Annotated in this window: 27 protein-coding genes; 13 read left to right on the forward strand and 14 right to left on the reverse strand. The window is 60.6% G+C overall.

Translation table 11 applies throughout. From position 1 onward, the window contains the following. The 3 genes from D8U69_RS29650 to D8U69_RS27210 all read right to left on the reverse strand — a co-directional run. Positions 1 to 364 (reverse strand): hypothetical protein (locus D8U69_RS29650; protein ID WP_206663074.1); only part of this gene is annotated, 364 nt, incomplete at its 3' end. A gap of 70 nt (positions 365 to 434) precedes the next feature. Further along, positions 435 to 1247, reverse strand: coding sequence for a class I SAM-dependent methyltransferase (locus D8U69_RS27205; protein WP_130905111.1), 813 nt, complete (start codon positions 1245 to 1247; stop codon positions 435 to 437). 43 nt (positions 1248 to 1290) lie between these two features. Continuing rightward, positions 1291 to 1560 (reverse strand): DUF4242 domain-containing protein, encoded by a 270-nt coding sequence (locus D8U69_RS27210; protein WP_130905112.1) that lies wholly within the window; start codon positions 1558 to 1560, stop codon positions 1291 to 1293. Between the two features lie 182 nt (positions 1561 to 1742). Between D8U69_RS27210 and D8U69_RS27215 the strand changes: the two genes are divergently transcribed. Then, positions 1743 to 2735 (forward strand): AraC family transcriptional regulator, encoded by a 993-nt coding sequence (locus D8U69_RS27215; protein ID WP_130908521.1) that lies wholly within the window; start codon positions 1743 to 1745, stop codon positions 2733 to 2735. 9 nt (positions 2736 to 2744) lie between these two features. Here the strand turns inward: D8U69_RS27215 and D8U69_RS27220 are convergent, their stop codons facing one another. The 3 genes from D8U69_RS27220 to D8U69_RS27230 form a co-directional block, all read right to left on the reverse strand. Then, positions 2745 to 3971, reverse strand: a complete 1227-nt coding sequence (locus tag D8U69_RS27220) for a cytochrome c biogenesis protein DipZ (RefSeq protein WP_130908522.1) — start codon at positions 3969 to 3971, stop codon at positions 2745 to 2747. 89 nt (positions 3972 to 4060) lie between these two features. Continuing rightward, positions 4061 to 4315: a hypothetical protein gene (locus tag D8U69_RS27225; protein ID WP_056856874.1), complete on the reverse strand. Its 255-nt coding sequence runs from the start codon at positions 4313 to 4315 to the stop codon at positions 4061 to 4063. Between the two features lie 49 nt (positions 4316 to 4364). Continuing rightward, positions 4365 to 4628 (reverse strand): DUF2790 domain-containing protein, encoded by a 264-nt coding sequence (locus D8U69_RS27230; protein WP_056856875.1) that lies wholly within the window; start codon positions 4626 to 4628, stop codon positions 4365 to 4367. 306 nt (positions 4629 to 4934) lie between these two features. Here D8U69_RS27230 and D8U69_RS27235 point away from each other — a divergent pair, with 306 nt between their 5' ends. From D8U69_RS27235 to D8U69_RS27255, 5 genes are all read left to right on the forward strand, one after another. After that, positions 4935 to 5675 carry a response regulator gene (locus D8U69_RS27235; RefSeq protein ID WP_056856876.1) on the forward strand — a complete coding sequence of 247 codons (741 nt, stop codon included), beginning with the start codon at positions 4935 to 4937 and terminating at the stop codon, positions 5673 to 5675. Further along, complete coding sequence (locus D8U69_RS27240; RefSeq protein WP_130908523.1) at positions 5672 to 6982, forward strand: HAMP domain-containing sensor histidine kinase; 1311 nt, start codon at positions 5672 to 5674, stop codon at positions 6980 to 6982. The genes D8U69_RS27235 and D8U69_RS27240 overlap by 4 nt, the downstream gene beginning before the upstream one ends. Positions 6983 to 7064: 82 nt before the next feature. Continuing rightward, entirely contained in the window at positions 7065 to 7697 is a 633-nt protein-coding gene (locus D8U69_RS27245) for a CDP-alcohol phosphatidyltransferase family protein (protein WP_130908524.1), read from the forward strand. Beyond that, entirely contained in the window at positions 7684 to 8283 is a 600-nt protein-coding gene (locus tag D8U69_RS27250) for a lysophospholipid acyltransferase family protein (protein ID WP_056856879.1), read from the forward strand. Before D8U69_RS27245 ends, D8U69_RS27250 begins: the two co-directional genes overlap by 14 nt. Then, entirely contained in the window at positions 8280 to 9227 is a 948-nt protein-coding gene (locus tag D8U69_RS27255; protein WP_056856880.1) for a phosphatidate cytidylyltransferase, read from the forward strand. The genes D8U69_RS27250 and D8U69_RS27255 overlap by 4 nt, the downstream gene beginning before the upstream one ends. Before the next feature lie 25 nt (positions 9228 to 9252). Here D8U69_RS27255 and D8U69_RS27260 read toward each other — a convergent pair whose 3' ends face one another. The 4 genes from D8U69_RS27260 to D8U69_RS27275 form a co-directional block, all read right to left on the reverse strand. Further along, positions 9253 to 10878 (reverse strand): methyl-accepting chemotaxis protein, encoded by a 1626-nt coding sequence (locus D8U69_RS27260; RefSeq protein ID WP_056856881.1) that lies wholly within the window; start codon positions 10876 to 10878, stop codon positions 9253 to 9255. 365 nt (positions 10879 to 11243) lie between these two features. After that, the gene (locus D8U69_RS27265; protein WP_130908525.1) at positions 11244 to 12002 is read right to left on the reverse strand and encodes a putative DNA-binding domain-containing protein; all 759 of its coding nucleotides are present in this window, start codon (positions 12000 to 12002) and stop codon (positions 11244 to 11246) included. Next, positions 11995 to 12834 (reverse strand): DUF692 domain-containing protein, encoded by an 840-nt coding sequence (locus D8U69_RS27270; RefSeq protein ID WP_130908526.1) that lies wholly within the window; start codon positions 12832 to 12834, stop codon positions 11995 to 11997. The genes D8U69_RS27265 and D8U69_RS27270 overlap by 8 nt, the downstream gene beginning before the upstream one ends. Before the next feature lie 143 nt (positions 12835 to 12977). Further along, complete coding sequence (locus tag D8U69_RS27275) at positions 12978 to 14312, reverse strand: acetamidase/formamidase family protein (protein ID WP_130908527.1); 1335 nt, start codon at positions 14310 to 14312, stop codon at positions 12978 to 12980. A gap of 457 nt (positions 14313 to 14769) precedes the next feature. On the opposite strand from D8U69_RS27275, the gene D8U69_RS27280 reads away from it, so the two are divergent. Continuing rightward, positions 14770 to 15816 carry a class I SAM-dependent methyltransferase gene (locus tag D8U69_RS27280; RefSeq protein WP_130908528.1) on the forward strand — a complete coding sequence of 349 codons (1047 nt, stop codon included), beginning with the start codon at positions 14770 to 14772 and terminating at the stop codon, positions 15814 to 15816. Positions 15817 to 15915: 99 nt separating this feature from the next. Continuing rightward, complete coding sequence (locus D8U69_RS27285) at positions 15916 to 16776, forward strand: NAD-dependent protein deacetylase (protein WP_130905119.1); 861 nt, start codon at positions 15916 to 15918, stop codon at positions 16774 to 16776. An 82-nt stretch (positions 16777 to 16858) separates the two neighbouring features. On the opposite strand, the gene D8U69_RS27290 is transcribed toward D8U69_RS27285, so the two are convergent. Continuing rightward, positions 16859 to 17743 carry a LysR family transcriptional regulator gene (locus D8U69_RS27290; protein WP_130905120.1) on the reverse strand — a complete coding sequence of 295 codons (885 nt, stop codon included), beginning with the start codon at positions 17741 to 17743 and terminating at the stop codon, positions 16859 to 16861. A 227-nt stretch (positions 17744 to 17970) separates the two neighbouring features. On the opposite strand from D8U69_RS27290, the gene D8U69_RS27295 reads away from it, so the two are divergent. The 5 genes from D8U69_RS27295 to D8U69_RS27315 all read left to right on the forward strand — a co-directional run bounded on the left by D8U69_RS27295 (position 17971) and on the right by D8U69_RS27315 (position 22271). Further along, positions 17971 to 18669, forward strand: a complete 699-nt coding sequence (locus D8U69_RS27295; protein ID WP_056854522.1) for a CoA transferase subunit A — start codon at positions 17971 to 17973, stop codon at positions 18667 to 18669. Positions 18670 to 18705: 36 nt separating this feature from the next. Beyond that, positions 18706 to 19371, forward strand: coding sequence for a CoA transferase subunit B (locus D8U69_RS27300; protein WP_008153883.1), 666 nt, complete (start codon positions 18706 to 18708; stop codon positions 19369 to 19371). 11 nt (positions 19372 to 19382) lie between these two features. Further along, on the forward strand, positions 19383 to 20564 hold the full coding sequence (locus tag D8U69_RS27305) for an acetyl-CoA C-acetyltransferase (protein ID WP_130905121.1): 1182 nt from the start codon (positions 19383 to 19385) through the stop codon (positions 20562 to 20564). Between the two features lie 236 nt (positions 20565 to 20800). Next, the gene (locus D8U69_RS27310) at positions 20801 to 21589 is read left to right on the forward strand and encodes a hypothetical protein (RefSeq protein ID WP_130908529.1); all 789 of its coding nucleotides are present in this window, start codon (positions 20801 to 20803) and stop codon (positions 21587 to 21589) included. A gap of 109 nt (positions 21590 to 21698) precedes the next feature. Further along, the gene (locus D8U69_RS27315; RefSeq protein ID WP_056854525.1) at positions 21699 to 22271 is read left to right on the forward strand and encodes a hypothetical protein; all 573 of its coding nucleotides are present in this window, start codon (positions 21699 to 21701) and stop codon (positions 22269 to 22271) included. Positions 22272 to 22274: 3 nt separating this feature from the next. Here D8U69_RS27315 and D8U69_RS27320 read toward each other — a convergent pair whose 3' ends face one another. From D8U69_RS27320 to D8U69_RS27330, 3 genes are all read right to left on the reverse strand, one after another. Continuing rightward, positions 22275 to 22991 carry a dienelactone hydrolase family protein gene (locus D8U69_RS27320; RefSeq protein WP_130908530.1) on the reverse strand — a complete coding sequence of 239 codons (717 nt, stop codon included), beginning with the start codon at positions 22989 to 22991 and terminating at the stop codon, positions 22275 to 22277. A 94-nt stretch (positions 22992 to 23085) separates the two neighbouring features. Next, positions 23086 to 24198, reverse strand: coding sequence for a succinylglutamate desuccinylase/aspartoacylase family protein (locus D8U69_RS27325; protein ID WP_130908531.1), 1113 nt, complete (start codon positions 24196 to 24198; stop codon positions 23086 to 23088). 135 nt (positions 24199 to 24333) lie between these two features. Next, positions 24334 to 24813 (reverse strand): transporter substrate-binding domain-containing protein (locus D8U69_RS27330; RefSeq protein ID WP_130908532.1); only part of this gene is annotated, 480 nt, incomplete at its 5' end.

Consider the following 24813-nt stretch of genomic DNA (forward strand, 5'->3'; position numbering starts at 1 on the left):
GTTTTTCGCGAGCAGGCTCGCTCCTGCAGGGATCGGGCACATCTGGTAGAGATTGGTCGGCTGGCAGGCCAAGCTCCCACAGGTTTTGTGGTCTATGGGATTTCAGCAAACGAAACCAACCTGTGTAGGAGTGAGCCTGCTCGCGATGGTCGTTAACGATGACGCGGGCTATCTGAATGTCCGTGTCGCCCAATCGTTTTTCGCGAGCAGGCTCGCTCCTGCAGGGATCGGGCACATCTGGTAGAGATTGATTGGCTGTCAGGCCGCTATCGCTGGCAAGCCAGCTCCCACAGGTTTGGTGTAGGGATGGCTGTAAAAGCGCAACCATGAGCCGCCGTTGCCGCAGCGACAGATATTCAACCAATCACCACTCACCTTCACCCGCTCAACTCCAGCCCCTGTGAGAGCAAGCCCCCACAGGGACCAAAGCAAATTCAACGCCGGGTAATCACCACCTCCAGGTACTCACTCGGCACCACCAAAGACCTGTCCCCCGCCCGATTCGAACGATTGATCAGTTCCGTCAGGTCGTTTTCCAGCCCCTTGGCACCGTCCGGTGGCAATGCTGCGAATGCCTTGTGCACCGGGCCGTACCACATACGGAAGGTGTCGATGAAATGCGCCGCGCTGCGATAGCGGAAATTGAAGGTCTTGCGCGTCACCTGAACCAGGAAGTTGCGCTCGTCGAAGTGTGTGTGCAGCCAGGCTTCGGTGCCCCACTGCGAAGGCGGTTGCGCGCCCGGTGGTGGAGGCATGTGCCGGCCGAGGGTCTTGAACATCTGGCCGACGAAACCTTCCGGCGTCCAGTTGGCCAGACCGATCCGGCCACCGGGCCGACAGACCCGCGCCAGCTCCGAGGCGGCTTTGGCCTGATCCGGGGTAAACATCACGCCGAAGGTTGAAAGCACGGCATCGAAACTGCCATCGTCAAACGGCAGCGCTTCGGCATCGGCCACCTGGAAGGTGACGTTCAGGCGTTCCGCCCGGGCGCGATCTTCGCCGCGTTCGAGCAATGCGGCCACATAGTCAGTGGAGGTGACCTGACAACCGCGCCGCGCGGCAGCCAGCGTCGCGTTGCCGTTACCGGCCGCGACATCGAGCACTTGCTCATCGCACAGCAGGTCACAGGCTTCGGCCAATTGCTCGCCGACGATCTGCAAAGTCGTGCCGATGACGGCGTAGTCACCACTGGCCCAGGCGGCCATCTGGCGGTTTTTCAAGGCAGTTAGATCAATGGGTGTACTCATGGAGACGATCTCTGGGTTGGAACACAGATCAACTACCGGCGCGTTATTCCGCCGTGGTGGGATCGATGATGTTCATGACCTGGGAAACGCGATTGGCCGGGAAACCACTCAGCCGTGCATGCTCCTGGATCTGTTCTTCGCTTGGCGCGATGTACACGCAGTAGAGCTTGTCACCGGTGACATAACTCTGCAGCCACTGCACCTGCGGCAGATCGCGCAAGGCCCTGCAGGACTTTTGCGAAGCGGCTTTCAAATCCCTTTCTGACAGTGTTCCAGCACCTGGAATCTCGCGTTCTATGACGAACTTAGGCATGGCAACCTCTCATTCTTGTTATTGATGACAGAGCCGGGCTGACCCTGTGCGTCAACTATCGCGCTGCCGGCCTCCGGCGTCCTGTCCGATCGTCGGCCAACCTTGGCCGATCGTCCGGCGGTTTCACAAGTCGCTGCGGCAGGCTCACAATCGAGAACATCGGTCCGCACGGGAAGGTCATCATGGATGCCCTGTCACAGACCCTGCGCGTCGTCCGTCTGGTCGGCGCCATTTTCATCAATGCCAGGTTCACTGCACCGTGGTGCTATCAATCACCGAGGGCCGATACGGCGGCACCGTTTCTGGAGCCGAACGCCGAACGGGTGGTGATCTTCCATCTGATCACCGAGGGCGAGTGTTATGTCGAACTGGGGGATGATCCGCCCCTGCAGCTGAGCGCTGGCGATGTCGTGGTGTTCCCCCAGGGCGATGCCCATCGCATGAGCTCGCAACCAGGATTGACGCCGGCCAGCGGGACGCGGCTGGACAAGGTGCTGGCGCGACGGCCACGGCAACTGAGCTACGGTGGCGGCGGCGCGGTCACGCGTCTGGTCTGTGGTTATCTGGCGTGCGATACGCGGTTGGCGGGCATGTTGCTCACTGGATTGCCATCCGTGGTGCGGGTCAATGTGCGCGGTTCGAATGCCGGGGTCTGGCTGGAATCTTCGGTGCGCTATGCCTTGGCCGAAGCCCGCTCGCCGCGGCCTGGCGGTGAAGGCGTATTGGCCAAACTGGCCGAAGTGTTGTTCATCGAAGTCCTGCGCCTGTACATGCATGAGCACGGCAAGGCCCGCACCGGGTGGCTGGCCGGGGTCAGCGACCGGATCGTCGGCGCCGCACTCAATGCCTTGCACAAAAAGCCCTGCCACACCTGGACCCTGGAGGAACTGGCACGAACGGCCGGCACCTCCCGATCCGTGCTGGCGGAGCGCTTTCAACAATTGGTCGGGGTGTCGCCGATGCAGTACCTGACGCAATGGCGCATGTTGCTCGCTGCCAACCTGTTACGCAGCAGTAACAGTTCCTTGATGCGCATCGCCGAAGAAGTGGGTTACCAGACCGACACGGCGTTCAGTCGGGCATTTCGTCGCGAGTATGGAGCGCCGCCAGCGGCGTGGCGGCGCAGTCAGGAAAATCGCTCGGTGGCCCACGGCGCAATGCATGTGAGCCATTGATCGGCAGGATCAAACGGCTGGAGCGCTGGCCTTGGCGTCGGCCTTGGCCTCTTCCAGCAGCTGCTGGATCATCTTTTCCTGGGTGTCATACCGACCTTCACCGAAGTGGGTGAAACGCACCTGGCCCTTGGCATCGATCAGGTAGTGGGCAGGCCAGTACTGGTTGTCGAAGTTGCGCCAGATCGCGTAGTTGTTGTCGATTGCCACCGGGTAGGTGATGCCGTACTCCTTCACCTTGTCCTTGACGTTGTCGATGATCCGTTCGAAGCCGTACTCAGGCGTGTGCACGCCGATCACCACCAGCCCGTCCTTTTCGTACTTCTTCGCCCAGTCTTTGACGTACGGCAGGGTGTGCTTGCAGTTGATGCAGTCGAAGGTCCAGAAATCCACCAATACCACTTTGCCTTTGAGCGATTCGTTGGTCAGGGCTGGCGAATTGAGCCATTGCACAGCGCCGTTCAGCGAGGGCATGGGGCCCTGGGCATTGTCCATGGAATCGGCCTTGACCTTGCTGACGAAGTAGTCGACGACCTTGGGCACGGTTTCGAGCACGCCTTTCTCGACGCGGCTGACACCTTCCGACGAGGTATTGGCCAACAGCACGCTATCAGCGCCAGTGGAGATCACCGCCGCCCCGGCCAACACGGCGACACCGGCACCACGACGCAACCAGCCAGTGACCGGGATCGATGGTTTCAGGCGATTGACCAGGCCGCGACCGGCGAAGATCAGGATGCCCAGCGACAACGCACTGCCCAAACCGTAAGCCACCAGCAACAGGCTGGTCCCGGCGTTCGCACCCTGCAACATGGCACCGGTCAGGATGACCCCGAGGATCGGCCCGGCGCACGGTGCCCACAGCAGACCGGTGGCGACCCCGATCATCAGCGAGCCCAGCGGACCGGAAACCTTTCGGCTGTCGGGGTCCAGGCGATTGCCCAGCAACACGAACGGTCGTGCCAGCCAGTCGCCGACCCGAGCGGAAATCAGCGACAGGGCAAACAGCACCATCACGATCAGGGCCACATGGCGGCCGGCATTACTGGCCTGAATGACCCACTCGCTGCTGACCACCGCCAGGCTGGCGACCAGGGCAAATGTCACGGCCATGCCGCCGAGCGTCAGCAGGATCGAGGAGCGGGTGCGGTCGGCGCCCGCGAACAGGAACGGCACGACTGGCAGAATGCACGGGCTGAGGACGGTCAATATGCCGCCCAGGAAAGCGATGAGAAACATGGGATCACCTATTACGAATCAGAGGGCGACATACATCCCCTGTGGAAGCTGATTGCCAGCTCCCACAGTGGATCGGTGGTGTTCGGGCTTCAGCTGTTCTGGCTTTCCTGTTGCTTGCCCTGTGGCGTGTGGCTATAACCGTTTTCGGCAACCACCTGAGCTTGCGGCGTGCGGTTGTAGCCATCCTCGGCGAGGAACCCCTCACCGCCCTTCTGCGCCACCGGCGTCAGCTGAAAGCACGTGCTGCTGCCGCAGGCACTTTGTTCAACAGCGGCATTGGCGTGGGCCGCGGCGCCGGCGACGGAAAAGGCAATGGCGGTCAAGAATCGGCTGACGTTGTTCATGGTGTTGTTCCTCGTTTCAAATGGGCTGGGCAATGGCTGATCGCAGGACTCAGTTATCCGAGCCGCAGTTATCGGAAATCTTGCGGTAGTCCACGACGTGGGTTTTGCTCTGGGAATCGAGGTAGGTCAGTTGCGCATCCACCACACCGCAAGAAGGCGTGGCGTCCTGTTTCAGCGATACGACTTTCTGAATGTCCAGGTGTGTACCGTAGGTGTACGGTTTAGCGCTGACATCGGATTCGGCACGGGCCGACAAGGTGCAGATGTTCAGGGCGGCAAACAGGCAAGCGGCGTAGACGGCTTTGGTGTTCATGGCGGTTTTCCTCAAGGTTTCGATAGGGTCAATCGTTTGTTGGCTAGAGGCCGTTAGGCTTGCCTCGATGGAACCTATTAAAAGCTCGCGAGGTATCCCGTATGTGTCGGGAACAGGCGCGGATAAATCGGTAAGTATCTGAGCCGGCGCGGGATACAGAGCGATACAAAACCCCGGAAAATCGCTTTTTTACGTCTGTGTGTATCCACCGACAAGCCAGATACACTGCAATACAAACCCCTGCGGGCGAGCAGGAAAAGGCTCGGTAGACTGTGCGGCATTCACCCCTTACAGAGGCAAGTCCCCATGGAGCACGTCGATCACATTCTCATCGTTGATGATGACCGCGAGATCCGCGAACTGGTGGGCAACTACCTGAAGAAGAATGGCCTGCGCACCACCGTCGTCGCCGATGGCCGGCAGATGCGGACTTTTCTCGAGTCCACACCGGTGGACCTGATCGTGCTCGACATCATGATGCCGGGCGACGATGGCCTGATGCTCTGCCGCGAACTGCGCTCGGGAAAACACAAGGCCACGCCGGTGTTGATGCTCACCGCCCGCAACGATGAAACCGACCGCATCATCGGCCTTGAGATGGGCGCCGACGACTATCTGGTCAAGCCGTTCGCCGCCCGCGAATTGCTGGCGCGGATCAACGCGGTGTTGCGCCGCACACGGATGCTGCCACCCAACCTGGTGGTCACCGAAAGCAGTCGCCTGCTGGCCTTCGGGCGCTGGCAGCTGGACACCTCGGCCCGTCATCTGCTGGACGGCGACGGCACCATGGTCGCCTTGAGCGGCGCCGAATACCGTTTGCTGCGGGTGTTCCTCGATCATCCGCAGCGGGTACTCAACCGCGACCAGTTGCTCAACCTGACCCAGGGCCGTGACGCCGATCTGTTCGATCGTTCCATCGACCTGCTGGTGAGCCGCCTGCGCCAACGCTTGCTGGACGATGCCCGCGAACCGGCCTACATCAAGACCGTGCGCAGCGAGGGCTATGTGTTCTCGCTGCCGGTGGAAATCGTCGGTGCGCCAGCATGAAGCTGTCGATGGGCTGGCCTCGCACCCTGGCTTCGCGGCTGTCGCTGATCTTCCTGATCGGCCTGATCCTCGCCCAGGCGCTGTCCTTCGGAGCGCAGTATTACGAGCGCTACGAAAGCGCAAAAAACACCATGCTCGGCAACCTGGAAACCGACGTCTCGACTTCCGTCGCCATCCTTGACCGCTTGCCCGCCCATGAGCGCGCCGGATGGCTCAAGCAACTGGATCGACGCAATTACCGATACCTGCTGGATGAAGGCTCGCCCGGTACCTCCATGGACATGAACATGCCCGAGGCGCCCATCGCGATGACTTCGATCAAGGATGCCATCGGCATGGAGTATCCCATGACCGTAACCGACATTCCCGGCCCGCAGAAACGCTTTCAGGTCCACCTGAAACTGTCGGATGGCAGCCCGCTGACCATCGACGTGCGGCCTTCAATGGTGCCGCTGTCGCCCTGGCTGCCCATCGTGCTGCTCGGCCAACTGGCATTGATGCTCGCCTGCACCTGGCTGGCCGTGCGCATCGCCATCCGCCCCCTTACCCGCCTTGCCGAGGCCGTGGACACCCTCGATCCCAACACCCATCCGGTGCTGCTGGACGAGAAAGGCCCGACCGAAGTGGCCCATGCCGCCAGGGCTTTCAATGCCATGCAGGCGCGCATCGCCGCCTACCTGAAGGAGCGCATGCAGCTGTTGGCCGCGATTTCCCATGACCTGCAAACGCCGATCACCCGGATGAAACTGCGCGCCGAGTTCATGGATGACTGCGTCGAAAAAGACAAACTGTGGAACGACCTCAGCGAAATGGAACACCTGGTGCGCGAAGGCGTTGCCTATGCCCGCAGCGTTCATGGCGCCACCGAAGAGAGTCGTCGCACCGACCTGGACTCGTTCCTCGACAGCCTGGTGTTCGACTATCAGGACGTGGGCAAGCAAGTGCAGTTGAGCGGCAAGAGCACAACGGTCATCGACACCCGCCCCCACGCCTTGCGCCGGGTACTGGTGAACCTCACCGACAACGCCCTGAAGTTCGCCGGCGCCGCCGAATTGCTGGTCGAAAAAAACGCCGACGGCAGCGTCTCGGTGAAAGTCATGGACCGTGGCCCAGGCATCGCTGAAGCAGAACTGGCCCAGGTCATGGAACCGTTCTACCGCGTGGAAAACTCACGCAACCGCAGCACCGGCGGTACCGGGCTGGGTCTGGCGATCGCCCAGCAATTGGCGTTGGCGATCGGAGGATCGCTGACCTTGAGCAATCGCGAGGGTGGCGGCTTGTGTGCCGAGCTCAAGTTGCGGGGTTGATTGCCCAACACCGATGAAAACCCTGTAAAGCCGCTGAATGCATATACGCTTAGTAAAACCTCAGCGACAGGGATACCGAGTGATGGATGACAACAGAAGGCCGATCAGCGCGCGCTCCACCGGTTGGGCCAAGCACATCACCAACGCGTTGGTGAAAAGAGACATCTCACCGAACCAGATCTCCGTCACCAGCATCGCCTTTGCGCTCGTCGGTGCCATTGCGCTGAACATCGATAACGGTGTCGCCGGATCAATCTGCTGCGCCGTCGCCATTCAATTGCGCCTGCTGTGCAATCTGTTCGACGGGATGGTGGCCATCGAAGGCGGCAAGCAATCTCCGATCGGCAGCTTGTACAACGAGTTTCCCGACCGTATCGCCGACAGTCTGCTGATCGTCGGGCTGGGTTACGCAATCTGGCAGCCGGAACTCGGCTGGTTCGCCGCCCTCGCCGCCGCGTTGACGGCGTATGTCCGGGTATTCGGTGGTTCCATCGGCCTGCAGCAGAATTTCATGGGACCGCTGGCCAAGCAGCACCGAATGGCTGTGATGACGGTCGGCCTTGTGCTCAATGCTGTCGAATTCCATCTCTACGCCAGCCACTACGTGCTGCTGCTGACACTGATCATCATTGCCATCGGCTCCGCTGCCACCTGCATCACCCGCACCCTGGCAATCTCCAGACAACTGAAGGAGGCCGGCCATGTGGATCAGTAATGCCCTGATCGCGGTACTCAGACTGCTGATCGGCGTCACCGCCCGCTGGGAAGGCCCGCCGGACCTCACCCGCCAGCGCATCTACTTCGCCAACCACAGCAGCCACATGGACACCCTGGCAATCATGGCCGCCCTGCCCCCCGAAGCGCGGGTCAATGTGAAACCGGTCGCTGCGGCGGATTACTGGGGCAAAAACCGGTTTCTTTCCTACATCTCCCAACAAGGCTTGAATGCGGTCCTGATCGAGCGCAACCCTGCGCCCGGCACCAATGTGCTGGAGCCGATTTTCGATGTCGTACGGGCCGGTCACTCGATCATCATTTTTCCCGAAGGCACCCGCTCCAGCCAGGCCTTGCCGGGGCCATTCAAATCAGGAATCTACCGGCTCAGCGAAACCTTCCCCGATGTCGACCTGGTGCCCATTTACCTGGAAAACCTGCATCGCTCCATGCCCAAGGGCAAGCATGTGCCCCTGCCGATCATCTGCACCATCCGTATCGGCAATCCGCTTCCAAGGATTGCTGGCGAAGACAAACAGCTGTTTCTGGAGCGGGCGCGTGACGCCATCGTGAGGCTGTCGAAATGAGTCTTGAGCAAAAATTCCTGTGGTTCTTTTTCGCGATCGCCTGCTTGTTGGCGCTCGCTTCGGTGATCGGTCGAGTGCTGGCCAGGCGTGCCACGAGCGAAGGCGCAATCTCCACCATCGAAAACCTCAACCAGCGCGTGAACGCCTGGTGGGGGATGGTGATCATCTTCTTCGTTTCCTGGTTATTGGGGCCGAATGCGACGGTGGTGCTGTTCGGCTTCATTTCCCTGTTCGCCCTCAGGGAGTTCATCACCCTGACCCCGACGACACTGGGCGACCACAACGCGCTGTTCTCGGCGTTTTTTATCCTGATCCCCCTGCAATACCTGCTGATCGGCAGCCACTGGTACTCGATGTTCACGCTGTTGATTCCGGTGTATGCCTTTCTGTTGTTGCCGGCGATCGCGGTGTTGAGCCAGGACACCGAGGCGTTTCTGGAAAGAACAGCCAAGATCCAGTGGGGCGTGATGATCTGCGTTTACTGCATCAGCCACGCGCCGGCCCTTTTGTTGCTTGACCTGCAAGGGTTCACCGGCCAGAACGCGCTGCTGTTGTTCTATCTGGTGTTCGTCGTGCAGTTGAGTGATGTGCTGCAGTACGTCTTCGGCAAGCTGTTGGGCAAGCACAAAGTCGCGCCGTTGGTCAGCCCTTCGAAAACCGTGGAAGGGCTGGTAGGTGGCGGGCTGTCCGCCACGCTGATCGGCGGCTGCATGTTCTGGATGACGCCGTTCAACTTCTGGCAGTCGCTGTTGATGTCGCTGGTGATCGTGGTCATGGGTTTTCTCGGTGGCCTGGTCATGTCTGCGATCAAACGCAGCCTCAGCGCCAAGGACTGGGGCACCATGATCAAGGGGCACGGCGGCATGCTCGATCGCATGGACTCGATCTGCTTCGCCGCGCCGATCTTCTTTCACCTGACCCGGTACTTCTTTTCCGTGCTGTAAACCGATGACAACCACGGCTTGTCGGTCAGATGACAAACCGCGCCACCAGCGCATTCAGATCCACCGCCAATCGCGACAGCTCATGGGTCGCGGTGCTGGTCTGGTTGGCACCGGCGGCGGACTGCGAAGCCAGATCGCGAATGTTCACCAGGTTGCGATCGACTTCGCGGGACACCTGCGCCTGCTCCTCCGAGGCACTGGCGATGACCAGATTGCGCTCATTGATCAGGTGGATCGACTGGGTGATCTGCTCCAGCGCCACACCGGCGGCGCGAGCCAATTCCAGAGTGCTTTGGGTGCGATGATTGCTTTGCTGCATCGATGCCACGGCTTCGCCGGTGCCGTTCTGGATGCCGGCGACCATCTTCTCGATCTCCTGGGTCGATTGCGCCGTGCGATGGGCCAGCGCCCGAACTTCGTCCGCCACGACAGCAAACCCCCGCCCTGCTTCGCCGGCACGGGCCGCTTCGATGGCCGCGTTGAGCGCCAACAGATTGGTTTGCTCGGCGATGGCACGGATCACATCCAGCACCTTGCCGATATCACGCCCCTGGGCCGCCAGACCTTCAATCATCAGCGAGGTGTTGTGCACGTCGTGGGTCATGGTCTGGATGGCATCGACGGTTTCCACCACACGGTCACGGCCTTCACGGGCGGCCTGGGTCGATTGATTCGATGCTTCGGAGGTCGACACCGCGTTACGCGCCACTTCTTCCACGGCGGCGGTCATTTCGTTGACGGCGGTGGCGGCCTGTTCGATTTCATTGTTCTGTTGTTGCAAACCACGGGATGCGTCTTGAGTCACCGCGCTGAGTTCTTCGGCGGCCGTGCCCAGTTGTGTGGCGGAACCGGCAATCTGTTCGATGGTTTTGCGCAGGCTGGCCTGCATCGTGGCCAGGGCGCCGAGCAACCGCGCCGGTTCGTCCTTGCCATCGACCTCGATGGTCTTCGTCAGGTTACCTTCGGCAATGGTCTGTGCGGCCAGTACGGCGCGGTTCAACGGCGTGACGATGCTGCGGGTCAACAGCCAGGCCAACAGCACGGTCAGTAACGACGCGATTACCGCTACTGCGACGATGCCGGTAATGGCACTGTCGTAATTGTCCCCGGCAACAGTCGACGCCTGCTTGGCATCGGCGTTATTGAGCGCCACCAATTTGTTCAACTGCTCGCCCATCTGATCGGTACCGTCCTTGATCCGCGTATTGATCAGCGCGCGCATTTCATCGAGCTTGTTCTGCCGCGACAGCTCCATCATCTGGTTCTGGGCTTGCATGTAGTTGTTGAGCGTGGCCTCGAACGTCTTGTACAGCTGCGCTTCTTCGGCACCGGCCGGCAGCGCGGCGTAACTGGCTTGCGCACTGCGCAGCTTGTCGATCAGCACGTTGATGCGCGTCTGGGCTTCCTGCAACGCCGCTGGATCGCGGTTGACCAAAATCCGGAACGACAGAATGCGCATGCGCAGGACGTTTTCGGTCATGTTGCCGAGAAAACCGACGCTGGGCAGTTGCGTCGCCTCCATGTCGACGGAGGCCTGGCGGATAACCGTCATGCGGTTCACCGCGAACACACCGAGTACGATGACCAGCAAGGCAATGAAGGCAAAACCCAGGAAAGCGCGAGGCGCGATATTCAGCTGACGCAAGGACATAGGACGACTCTCGGGAAAGTGTGGCGGCGAGCATCCTTGCGTGATCACTGAAATGGCGGGCATGGGCGCACGCTTCTTCAGACAGGCGCCATTGTTGTAATGAATTCATGTACGCCTGTTGGTTGTATCGGCCAGGCTTGAGGATTATTGCGGGGGGTTCAGCAAATAAATTTCAAAGAGTCAGTACTGTTTCAGCGGTGAGACACCTGGCACGCAAGTACCCATTTTCACGCAGCCCCCCCCTGCAGGAGCGAGCCTGCTCGCGATAGCGGTGAGTCAGTCACATCATTTCTGATTGAAAGACCGCCATCGCGAGCAGGCTCGCTCCTACAGGGGATGTGTGGTGGTTTGGAGATTGGCGCCGGTCAGAGGTTCACGCCCACCACGGATTGTTCATGCAACTGCTGCAACAACGCCAAGCCGTTATCAAAGAACTCTGATGAGCCGGTCATTCCCGCCTCGTCCGCCAATGCCAGCAACTGCGCCCGTCCGGTCAGCCCGGGAAATTCCTCGATGCGCTGCAACAGTCGAAACGCCAACGGGCTCAACCCGGAGAATTTCACGCTGAAATCCGGGTCTCGACGAACCAACAGCAACGTCGGCTGATCCGGCGCCACATCGGGCTGGAAATCCGGTCCCACCTTCTGCACCGGCCAGGCATACGCCAGTGGCCACGCCAAGGGTGAAACCTGCAACGGACGATCCAGCAACGACTCGCTATCGCCGGATGACAGTGGCTCAGCTTCGGACTGTTGCAGCGCCATCTCAACCCACTCGTAGTGCGCAAGTTCCACCATGAACGGCGGCCACGCCCCACTGGCCAATGCCTCAGGCTCTGACGCGAGAAACTCGACGAACTCTTGCGCGATCTCACCGAATTTCGGCGTGTGGGCACGGTAGTCGCGCAGGAAGATTCGCACCAGCGCCCGCCACTGTTGGTCACCGAGGATCTTCACCAGCACCGGGAAAGTACCGCTGATCAGCGACGACAGGTTGGCGAACACCAGATCGCGATAAACCTGCGCCCGTGCCGGGTCCATCTCGGGGGGTGGCGCGCAGTGGTCGGGGTCGCGCAGGTACAGGCCCATGCTGTTTTGCTGTTGGTGCAGCGAACGCTTAGCCACGGTTCACCTCCTCGGCCTGTAAACGCCGGATGGTGTCCAGTTCGGCAACCAGTTCGGAAAACGCCGGGAAGTTGAAGTCCCGTTCCAGCAGCGTCGGTTGCGCACCGAAACGTGCATAGGCCTCGGCCAGCAGCGACCAGACCGCAGGTTTGACCGAGGCGCCATGGGTGTCGATTTTCAAGGTGTCGGACTCATCGAAGTGCCCTGCGATGTGCATGGCCACCACACGATTGGCATCGATGCCGGCCAGGAAGGTACGCGGATCGAAGCCGTGGTTGATCGAATTGACGTAGACGTTGTTGACGTCCAGCAACAGGTCGCAATCGGCTTCGCGCAGCACGGCGTTGGTGAACGTGACTTCATCCATGTCCTGCTGCGGCGCGGCGTAGTACGAGACGTTTTCCACCGCCAGGCGTCGACCGAGAATGTCCTGGGCCTGGCGGATGCGCGCAGCGACGTGATGCACCGCCTCTTCGGTAAACGGCAGCGGCAACAGGTCATAAAGATGACCGTCATCGCTGCAGTAACTCAGGTGCTCGCTGTACAGCGGCACGTTGTAGTGATCGAGAAAAACCCGCACCTCTTGCAGAAACCCGACATCCAGCGGCGACGGCCCGCCCAGCGACAGCGACAAGCCGTGACAGGACAACGGATAACGCTCGGCCAGGCTTCGCAACGCCGCGCCATGGGCGCCGCCGATACCGATCCAGTTTTCCGGAGCGACTTCAAGAAAGTCGAAATGACCGGCTGGGGCAGCCTGAAGGTCTTTCATTAAACCGCGACGCAAGCCGAGCCCGGCGCTGGCCTTGGCGGAAGTGAGGGGGGTCTGCATGGTGTCGATCTCAAGATTGTCAGAACGTAAGCACAGTTAATCGAAGCGGTGTATCGGAACTGTGTTGCGTGCCGACGGAAAACGGCAGGACTTGTATCGTCAGCAGGCCTGTACACACTGTGGTACAGGCCCGCCGCCCGGCATTACGCCAGGTCGTACTTCTCGCGCACCAGATGACCGATGCCGATGCGATCCAGCACGTCCATCGGGCACAGGAACGTCACGCGCACGGTGCCCGGCAAGCGACTGATATCGATGGAACCGGTAATGGTGGCGCGGTTGAGCACTTCGTCATAAGGCAGGCCGGTGACGGAAGCGGCGCGCTGCAAGCCATTCTCCACGGCCAGGTTGAGGTTTTCGCCACTGCCGATGAAGGTGATCGGACCGCTCTGCTCGATCTCCTGCTGGCCCCAACGTTCACCTAACGCCCGGACTTTGGCCTGCTGTTCGGCGTTCATTGGTCGCGCCATCGGCGGCAGGTCATCGAGGTTTTGCAGAAGGATCGGCCCATCCAGGGTCAGGTTCTTCACCACCTGCACCACCACTTCGGTTTCCCCGGAGCAATCGGTGGCATGCCCGGCGATCTCGCCATTGCCCTGCTGAGCGTGCATGTCCCCCATGTACACCCCGGCACCCGGCACTTTCACCGGGCAGATCAACACGCAGCCTTCGCGGATCGAATTGGTGTCCATGTGGCCGTCGGTCTTGGCCGCGTGCAGTTCTTCGCGGGTCATGCCGAAACGGTGCGGTGCATTGATCAGGTATTGGCCGAAATCCGCGCAGTTGTGCGAATCGGGAATGTCACGGGACGGCATCGTGCCGATGTTGCCGAGGAACGGCCGCATGTGCGCCGCGACGCCCGGAATATCGGCACGGGCCAGGGACAGGATCGAGTGCTGCGCAGCGAACTCCGGCAGTGCCGACATTTCGCTGGCGTTGCCGGCCAGTTGATTGGCGATGTCCTGATTGACCGTGAGGCTGACCTGGTTCTGCGCATCGAACACGATCACATAGCCGTGGCTGAAGCGAAACGCGCTGACTTCAGCGCCGCAGTTGTTGCAACGAATCGCGTCTTCGCCAATGCCATCGACATGGCTGGCCGGATGTTCGGTGCCGCATTTGGAGCAGAATTTGGCGACGAACGGATCGCCGTTGTAGCGCCCCTCAACGAACTTCATCACGCCGGAGGATGTAGCCAGCGACGTCACGCGCATGCTTTTGATCTTGATCGCCACGGCATCGCCGATCTGTGCACCGACGATGGCGACCGGTTGTGTGACTTCATGGCCACCCTCGAAGGCCGGCGTGATCATCGGTCCCCAACAGCCCGGCGGCGTGCCGGTGATCAGGGTGCCACCGTCAGCCAGCGGCCCGAGCATCGGCTGGCTCGGGCCGATGATGCCGTTGGTGTAGTGATCGACCCGCAGGCGATCGACCGGTGTGGCGTTGAGATTGGATTCAGGCACACGTGTTGTCATTGTGGTCCCCTTGACCGCATCAGGCGCGGAACAGAGTCAGGAGCGAACGGCCGCCGGTGAATGCGGCCAGGGAAGTGGCTCAACAGTTCAGCGCAGGTTTGTATCTGGTCTGTGTTCGGTGGGGGTCTGCAATTGCGCGGGACTGTATCGAGAGGCCGTTTGGATACAGTGGGATACATGAGATCGCCGCAAAACCCTGTGGGAGCGGGCTTGCCCGCGATGAGGCCGGCACCTATTGCATTTTCGGCGGCTGACACACCGCAATCGCGGGCAAGCCCGCTCCCACAGGGCTCAGTGCAAAGCCATAGAGCACTTTCGTCGCTCCAACCCGCGGTATACGGCCTGCGAACTAAACTTAATGCACCACAGGACCTGCTTGATGTCCTGTTCATTCCCACGACCACCGCCCGGACCAACAACGCTTCCGGACTGTGATCCTGTCAAAGGAGCACACGTGATGGACGAGGCCAGACTCAACGATTTCATGGGCAAACTGGTGAATGACATGGGTGGCGCGGCGATGCTCGCCAACGTCATTCTCGGCGAAGAGCTGGGCCTGTACCGGGCCATGGCCGACAGCCAGCCGATCAGCCCCGAAACCCTCGCCGACAAGACCGGCTGCAACCCCCGCCTGGTGCGCGAATGGCTCAGCGCCCATGCCGCCTCCGGCTATATGGAACACAGCGACGGCCAATTCCGCCTGCCTGAGGAACAGGCTTTGGCCCTGGCCATTGAAGACTCGCCGGTGTACATCGCTGGCGGCATCGGCGTGGTCGCGTCGTTTTTTCATGACAAGGACAAATTGATCAAAGCGATGCGCGGTGACGGCGCCCTGCCCTGGGGCGATCACCATCCGTGCATGTTCAGCGGCACCGAACGGTTCTTCCGTCCCGGCTATAAAGCTCACCTGATCGCCGAATGGCTGCCGGCCCTTGAAGGCGTTGTGGCCAAACTGGAGCAAGGCGCCAAAGTCGCGGACGTCGGTTGCGGCCATGGCGCGTCGACGGTGATCATGGCTCAGGCGTTTCCGAATTCGCGATTCGTCGGCTTCGACTACCACGCGCCCTCCGTGACCGTGGCCACCCAGCGCGCCGAAGAAGGCGGCGTGTCCGGCCGCGCGCGGTTCTTCCAGGGCACGGCGAAAAGCTACCCCGGCGACGACTACGACCTGATCTGCTACTTCGACTGCCTGCATGACATGGGTGACCCCGTAGGCGCGGCGAAGCACGCCTATCAGTCATTGAAACCGGACGGCACGGTGCTGCTGGTAGAGCCGTTCGCCAATGACGCGCTCGATGACAACATCAACCCGGTCGGCCGGTTGTTCTATGCAGCCTCGACCTTTATCTGCACTCCCAACTCATTGTCCCAGGAGGTCGGGCTCGGGCTCGGTGCGCAAGCGGGTGAAGCACGGTTGCGCAAGGTCTTCACCGAGGCCGGGTTCTCGAGTTTCCGTCGGGCTACGCAAACGCCGTTCAACCTGATTCTGGAGGCCCGCAAGTAATCTTTGCAGGAGTGAGCTTGCTCATGAGAGTGCGTCAGGTACATTGATCTCAGCTGACACACCTTCGCGAGCATGCTCGCTCCTACAGGTTCTCCCGACATGCTCGACAGCCTGACCCGCGAACAACTTGACCGACTCCAGCAACTGATGGCCGATCAGCCGTTCGCCGTCCTGACGGGTGCCGGCATCAGCACCCCCTCAGGCATTCCGGACTATCGCGACAACCAGGGTGTGCGGCGTGGCCGCCAGCCGATGATGTATCAGGAGTTTCTCTCCGCCCCCGAGTCCCGTCGGCGCTATTGGGCACGGGCGATGCTCGGCTGGCCGCGGGTGCGTCAGGCGCAGCCGAATGTGGCCCACGAGACACTCGCCCGCTTGCAGAGCACACAGCGGATCAGCGGCTTGATCACGCAGAATGTCGATACCTTGCACGATCAGGCCGGCAGCCACGACGTCATCGAACTGCATGGCAGCCTGCACCGGGTGTTGTGCCTGGACTGTGGAATGCGCAGCGAACGGGATTCGATCCAGAATCTGATGGAAACGCAGAACCCCTACCTGGCGGGCGTGGACGCGGTGCAGGCGCCGGACGGCGATACCCTGCTGGACGCCGCCTTCGAAGCACGCTTTCAGGTGCCGCGTTGCCCCTTTTGCGCAGGCGAACGGATGAAACCCGACGTGGTGTTTTTCGGTGAGAATGTCGCCCAGGCCACGGCAGCCAAGGCCATGGCCGCGGTGGAAAAGGCAGCGGGATTGCTGGTGATCGGCTCGTCGTTGATGGCGTACTCGGCGTTTCGCTTGTGCCGGGCGGTGGCGGATCAAGGCAAACCGCTGATTGCGATCAACCTGGGCAAGACTCGGGCGGATGACATCCTCGACTTGAAAATAGAAGCTTCATGCGAACAGCTTCTACCCCTTCTGGCCCAACGTCTGTCCCCGAAACACCCCGCCCCTCTGTAGGAGCAAAGCTTGCTCGCGATAGCGCCTGCACATGCGCCTTCGATATCGACCGGGACGACGCTATCGCGAGCAAGCTTTGCTCCTACACATAATCCTGTGCCTTGAGCACATCAAACAACGCCTGCGCCGCCGCCGACAACTCGCCGCCGGGCAACGTCAGCACGCCAAGCGCCCGTTCCACCACCGGATCACGCAAGGTGATGCAACGCGCACCCAGCTCGCGCATCTGCCCTGCACACAACGCCGGCACCGCGCTGACGCCCAAGCCGCTGGCAACCATCCGCCCGACCGTTGCCAGTTGATGGCTCTCAAATTCCACCGGCAACTTCATGCCCCGCGCCTGCAAGTGTTCTTCAAGCATCACCCGCACAGTCGATGGTCGTTGCAAGGTGATGAACGGTTCCTTGAGCAACGTTTGCCAATCGATTTCGTCCAACTCGACCAACGGTGAATCACGGGGTACCACCGCGACAAAGCGGTCGATGTATAACGGGGTGAATTGCAGCGACGAATTCTGCGGCGGCTCGAATGCGACCCCCAGTTCCACCTGGCGGTCGCGGACCATTTCCAGCACTTGCTCGTTGATCACGTCGTTGACCGTGACGTTGACTTTCGGATAACGGGCGCGGAATGTCTTGAGGATCGGTGGCAACAGATTGCCGGCAAACGACGGCATGGCTGCCAGGGTCACGCGACCGCGCTGAAGGGTGAATCGCTGGCGCAATTCATCTTCGGCATTGTCCCAATCGGCAATCAGGCGGCGTGCCAGCGGCACCAGCGATTCGCCCTCGGCAGTCAGCGCGACATTACGCGTGTTGCGCGTAAACAGGCGGCCACCCAGGCCTTCCTCCAAGGCCTTGATGGTGAGGCTCAGTGCCGACTGCGACAGGTGCAGGCGTTCACAGGCCACGGCGAAACTGAGGCTCTGGGCTACCGCCAGGAAAGCGCGGATCTGCTTGACTGTCATAGGCTGAGTGCTCCAGTGATGAGCGCAAGTGCTTTCTGTAGGCGCTTGGCTTGCGCGCGATGGCCTCCTGGAGTTCGCCATCACCGGCAAGCCCTGCGCCTACAGGATTGATTGGTGAGTTTTATCTATCAATCAACCGCAAAAATCAACTTAACAAATGAATACTTCAGCGAGACACTCTTCCCATTCGGCTAGCCAGCCGCCCACAAAGAATAAAAGAGGTGCATATGGCAGGTTTCGACAAGCGTGTGAGTTCCTACGAGGAAGCGTTGGCAGGTCTTGAAGACGGCATGACCGTGATCGCTGGCGGCTTTGGCCTGTGCGGGATCCCTGAAAACCTGATCGCCGAGATCAAGCGCAAGGGCACACGCAACCTCACCGTGGTGTCCAACAATTGCGGCGTCGATGGTTTCGGTCTTGGCGTGCTGTTGACCGACCGCCAGATCAGCAAGGTGGTGGCGTCCTACGTCGGCGAAAACAAGCTGTTCGAAGAACAACTGCTCAAAGGCGAAATCGAAGTCATCCTGACTCCGCAAGGCACCCTCGCCGAGAAAATGCGTGCAGGCGGCGCTGGCATCCCGGCATTCTTCACCGCCACCGGCGTCGGCACCCCGGTCGCCGAAGGCAAGGAAGTGCGCGAATTCCATGGCCGCAAGTACCTGATGGAAGAGTCCATCACCGGTGACTTCGCCATCGTCAAAGGCTGGAAAGCCGACCATTTCGGTAACGTGATCTACCGTCACACCGCCCAGAACTTCAACCCGCTGGCCGCTACCGCCGGCAAGATCACCGTGGTCGAAGTCGAAGAAATCGTCGAACCCGGCGAGCTGGACCCGGCACAGATCCACACCCCTGGCATCTACGTCGACCGGATCATCTGCGGCACGTTCGAGAAGCGCATCGAACAGCGCACCGTGCGTAAGTGATCCCCAGCCCCCGGACCGAATGAAGGAATAACGACAATGGCACTTTCCCGCGAACAAATGGCTCAACGCGTCGCCCGCGAAATGCAGGACGGCTTCTATGTGAACCTGGGCATCGGCATTCCGACCCTGGTCGCCAACTACATTCCCGAAGGCATGGAAGTCATGCTGCAGTCGGAAAACGGGCTGCTGGGCATGGGGCCTTTCCCCACTGAAGAAACCATCGATGCCGACATGATCAATGCCGGCAAGCAAACCGTGACCGCGCGTATCGGCGCTTCGATCTTTTCCTCGGCCGAATCGTTCGCGATGATCCGCGGTGGTCATGTCGACCTGACCGTACTCGGCGCCTTCGAAGTAGACGTCGAAGGCAACATTGCCTCGTGGATGATCCCGGGCAAACTGGTCAAGGGCATGGGCGGCGCCATGGACCTGGTGGCTGGCGCAGACAACATCATCGTCATCATGACCCATGCGTCCAAGGACGGTGAGTCCAAGCTGTTGTCCAAATGCAGCCTGCCGTTGACGGGTGCCGGTTGCATCAAGCGCGTGTTGACCGACCTCGCCTATCTGGAAATCGAAAATGGCGCATTTGTCCTCAAGGAACGCGCACCTGGCGTCAGCGTCGAGGAAATCGTCGCCAAAACCGCTGGTAAACTGATCGTCCCGGATCACGTACCGGAAATGCAGTTCGCTGCCCAGTGAGGAATCATTCCATGCAAGAAGTCGTCATTGTTGCCGCCACGCGTACCGCGATCGGCAGTTTCCAGGGTTCGCTGGCCAATGTGTCCGCGGTCGACCTGGGCGCTGCGGTGATCCGTCAGTTGCTGGCACAAACCGGCCTGGACCCTGCGCAAGTCGATGAAGTGATCATGGGCCAGGTATTGACCGCCGGCGCCGGTCAGAACCCTGCGCGCCAGGCCTCGATCAAGGCCGGCCTGCCCTTCGCCGTACCCGCCATGACCCTGAACAAGGTCTGCGGCTCGGGCCTTAAAGCCCTGCACCTGGGCGCCCAGGCGATTCGCTGCGGCGACGCCGAGGTGATCATCGCCGGCGGCCAGGAAAACATGAGCCTGGCCAACTACGTGATGCCCGGTGCGCGCACCGGCCTGCGCATGGGTCACGCACAAATCGTCGACACCATGATCAGCGACGGCCTGTGGGATGCGTTCAACGATTACCACATGGGCATCACTGCCGAGAACCTGGCCGAGAAGTACAGCCTGAGCCGTGAGCAGCAGGACGCGTTCGCCGCCGCCTCGCAACAGAAAGCCGTGGCCGCCATCGAAGCCGGGCGCTTCGTCGATGAAATCACGCCGATCCTGATTCCGCAGCGCAAGGGTGATCCACTGTCCTTCGCCACCGACGAGCAGCCACGGGCCGGCACCACCGCCGAATCCCTGGGCAAACTCAAGGCGGCCTTCAAGAAGGACGGTTCGGTGACCGCCGGCAATGCTTCGTCGCTCAACGATGGCGCTGCGGCCGTGATCCTGATGAGCGCGGCCAAAGCCAAGGCATTGGGCCTGCCGGTACTGGCGAAAATCGCTGCTTACGCCAACGCTGGTGTCGACCCGGCGATCATGGGCATCGGCCCGGTGTCGGCCACTCGCCGTTGCCTGGACAAGGCCGGATGGTCCATCGAGCAACTGGACCTGATCGAAGCCAACGAAGCCTTCGCTGCGCAATCGCTGGCCGTGGCCAAGGACCTGGAATGGGACTTGAACAAGGTCAACGTCAACGGCGGCGCCATTGCCCTCGGCCACCCTATCGGTGCCTCGGGTTGCCGGGTGTTGGTGACCCTGTTGCACGAAATGCTCAAGCGTGACGCCAAGAAAGGCCTCGCCACCCTGTGCATCGGTGGTGGTCAGGGCGTGGCCTTGGCGCTCGAGCGAGCTTAAAGCGTTCATCAGACTGCACGGGGACCCACGAAGATCCGTCGCAGCCTGGCAACACACCCGGTGCGATTCACGTCGCACCGGGTTTTTTTATCCCGTTTTTTTGCCGATAACCCGTGGACATGTAAACAAAACGCTCTGGCTGGCCTGTGTTTTGTATACAAAAACCAAACATCTATAGAGCAATCCGCCCAGTGCGATGTTACCGTTGCTGTCTCACACAGGTCGGAGATGTGCGCGTGTTGATGCTCAAACTGCTGGTGATCCCTGGTTTCCTGCTGCTGATATCCCTGGCCGGTAAACGCTGGGGGCCAAGCGTGGCGGGTTGGTTGTCCGGGTTGCCGGTGGTGGTTGGGCCGATCCTGTTTTTCCTCGCCCTTGAACAAGGCGAAGCGTTTGCCGCTCAGTCGGCCATGGCAGCCTTGTCGGCCATGTTCGCCATGATCGCCTTTTGCGTGACCTATGCGCAGGTCTGTCAACGGACGGGGTGGCCGCTGGCATTGACGGTTTCATTGATGGTGTGGGCGGTGATCGCCGTGGTGCTTTCGCTGATTCCGCCGTCGCTGTTGTTATCGGTGCTCGCCGCCGCGACCGCTCTTTTGGTTGCGCCTTACCTGTTTCCATCGGTGCAGCCGATCCTGACGGGCCCGGCACCGAAGTCCGACAAACTGCTGTTGCGCATGGTTGCCGGTGCCTTGCTCACCTTGGCCGTTACGTGGCTGGCCAGTACGGTCGGTGATCGCTGGAGCGGACTGCTCGCCGTGTTCCCCGTACTCGGCAGTGTCATGGCGGTGTTCTCCCAACAAACCCGCGGCCCGGCATTTACTGCGGTGTTGCTACAGGCGACCACCACCGGTATGTATTCGTTTTCGGCGTTTTGCCTGGTCGTGACGCTGACCTTGCCCACGATGGGAATGACGGGCTTCGTTGTCGGTGTCGCCGTATCGGTGGCCATGCTCGGCGTCACCAGACGCCTGCTGGTCAAAACGCCGCCCAGTGCGACACCGTCAACCCTTTCGAACGAGTAGAAGTTCCAGGTACCTGGCCTGCGACCGTCTGTTACCCCGCACTGGAATACCTGGCAACCTCCATGGGATGATCGCCCCCCACCGCGCGACCATCCCTGGAGATTTGCGAATGTCACTGTTGAGTAAAAAAGCCGTTGTCCTGTTGCTGGCAGCAGCTGCCAGCCTGGGGGCTTTGAGTGCACAGGCTGCCAAGGCACCTGCCAAGGAAGCGGCACAGGTGCAAAAGGTCTCGATGCTCGGCGGCAAGTTCACGTTCACCTTGCCCAAGGGTTTCGTCGCCAATCCGCTACCGGCCAGCCCTACCGGTGCGAGCGGCACCATGTACGCCAACGAAGCCACCAAGACGGTAGTGATCGCCGCAGAAAACAACCTGCCGGAAGGCGTCAAGGTCAAGGACAACGACGGCGAATTTCTGGATGGCACGGCCGCCGATTTCGACTCGGCACAGCGCAAGGCGTTGCCGGATTACAACAAGCTCAGTGAGAAAAGCCTGACCCTGAAGAGTACCGGCCTGGGCCTTCGTCAGGTCGACAGCACCGCCACCCAGGGCGGCGGCCAAACCCTCAACACCACACTGATGGCTGCATCCGGCGGGCGCATGACCGTGGTCCAGGTCATTTCCCGCCCTGGCGACATGGCCGCCCACGAGACGCTGATTAAGCAAATCGTCAGCGGCAAATAAACCTCAGGGGTTGAGGCGCTGCAACCAGGCGCTCAAATCCGCGATCTCTTCGGCGCTGATGGTGTGACCAACCCCTTGGTAGGCGTGACACTCCGGTTCGAGTGAAATGCTCTGCAACAAGCTGTTGGCTTCGGTGCCGTCGCTGTAGGGCAGACGCTTGTCGGCCGTGCCATGACCGATGAAAATCGCCAGCGACTGGCGTTTTTCATCCGGTATCAATTCCGACCGCAACACTGGCAGAATTCGCCCACTCAACGCGGCAATCCCACCCACCGCGTCGGGATGGCGCAGGGCAACCTCATAGGACATGATCGCGCCCTGGCTGAATCCCACCAGGAACACCTTGTCCGGATCTGTTTGATATTTCTTCGTCGCCTGTGCGACGAAATCCAGCAGCAACTGGCCGCTGGACTTCAGATCATCGGTCTCGCCGTTGTAGGCACCTTCGCCTTTCTTGCGAAACCACTGGTAACTGCCTTCCTGCATCACCATCGGCGCCCGCACCGACAGGTAGGTGTATTGCGTGGGCAATTGATCCTTGATGTCGAACAGATCGTGCTCGTTACTGCCGTAACCGTGGAGAAAAATCACCAGCGGTTGATCGCGGGAATCGACGGTGGACTGTTCCAGGTATTTGAGCGGCAGATCGGTTTGCAACGGGGTTTGAGCGTGGACAGCGGCGGACGCCAGCAGCGTGAGCAGAGCGAGAATCTTCAACATAAGCCTTCCTTCACAGTGCGCAGGATTCGGGGAAGAGCCTAACACTGTGAAGCAGACCGAGGCATCTCGGGTGTGGCTGGCGATGACATTCGCTTTAATCGTTGATCAACTTGCCCGCCCGAATGGCCTCTCGCCCCGCCACCTTCGCCTGCCACGTGCCCGGCTGCGTATAACGTCCACGATCGATCGCAAACAACACGCCGCTGGTACCGGCGCACACCGTTGTGAGTTTGTCGCTCAACGGGTCGACCACTTCAAAAAGCGCATCGCCCTTCTCGACCCACTCCCCGGCTTCGCGCAGGAAACTCACCACGCCGTGGTGCGGTGCGAACAGGTACTGTGTGCCCTCGAACGGCATGCCCTCGCAGCATTCGCTCGGCGCTTGCGGCCATTGTCCCTTGATAAAACCCTGTTCGGCGAGAAAGCCCAGAATCGCTTCACAATTGGCTTGTGCCTGCTCAACCCGGGTGTCGCCCATGCTGCCCAGCTCCAGGGTGGTCGCCATATTGGCCGGTGGAATCGCCGCCTCGGGGAATGCCCGGGCCAGGCGTAACCACGGCGAAGAACAGGACTCGTCGAACGAACTGCCGCCGGAGTCTTCGCACAGCAACGCCACGCCCGCCTTCAAACGCGCGGCCAGGGATCGCCATTGCGGCCAGTGTTGCGGCAGCGCATACAGATGAATCGCCGCCTCGAAATCGCAGTGCAGATCGAGGGTGATGTCCGCGTCGCAGGCATGGCGCAGCAACAAACGATGCATGGCTTGCAGCTGTGACGCCGGCGCCGGCAAGCCATCGATTACCTGACCCATGGTCTGGCGGATCAGCGTGATGTTCGCTTGGGCATCACTGCCCAGACGGTCGCCGATCAACTGCGCCACGGGGGCGCTGAGTTCGACGAAGGAACGGTTGAAATTCTTGCCGCTGCCCAGTTCGAAGCGGCCCATGTGACTGCCTTGCAGGTGCTGGTCGAGACCGATGGGGTTGGCCACCGGCACCAGTTCGATCACGCCTTGCAGCTGCCCCTGGCTTTCAAGTTCGGCCAGGCGTTTTTTCAGTTCCCAGGCGGTGCGCATGCCCGGCAATTCGTCTGCGTGCAGGCTGGCCTGGATGTAGACCTTGCGCGCACCCGTGCCATAACGAAACACACTGAGGGTGCGCTCGGTTCCGAGATGGCTCCAGGGCAATGGGTGGTCGATGCGTTGCATGGGAGAACTCCGCTGTCAGAAACAACCAGATCACTGTGGGAGCAAGCCCGCCCCCACAGGTTTCTCGTTTCAATGGAAAGAAAGCATAAAAAAAGTGGCCCGCGCGTCAACGGGGCCACTTTTTTCTACAGCGTATCAATGGCCATAAACGTCAAAATCGAAGTACTTGTCCTGCACTTGCTTGTACTTGCCATTGGCGCGAATTTCAGCGATGGCGGTGTTGAATTTGTCGGCCAGTTCCTTATCACCCTTGCGCACAGCGATACCGGCGCCGCCGCCGAAGTACTTGGCGTCTTCATAGGTCGGGCCTACGAAAGCGAAACCTTTACCGGCGTCGGTCTTCAGGAAACCGTCGTCCAGGTTGACCGAGTCGGCCAGCAGCGCATCAACGCGACCGGAAACCATGTCCAGGTTGGCTTCCTGCTGGGAGCCATAACGCACCAGTTCAATGCCGGCCGGCACCAGCACTTCAGTGGCGAAGCGGTCGTGGGTACTGGCGCGCAGTACACCAACTTTCTTGCCTTTGAGTTCGGTCAGCGGGTCCTTGATGTCGGTGCCTGCCTTCATCACGAAGCGCGCCGGGGTGTGGTAGTACTTGATGGTGAAATCGACGTT

This window comes from Pseudomonas sp. Sample_16 (assembly GCF_004307665.1).
GTDB lineage: Bacteria > Pseudomonadota > Gammaproteobacteria > Pseudomonadales > Pseudomonadaceae > Aquipseudomonas.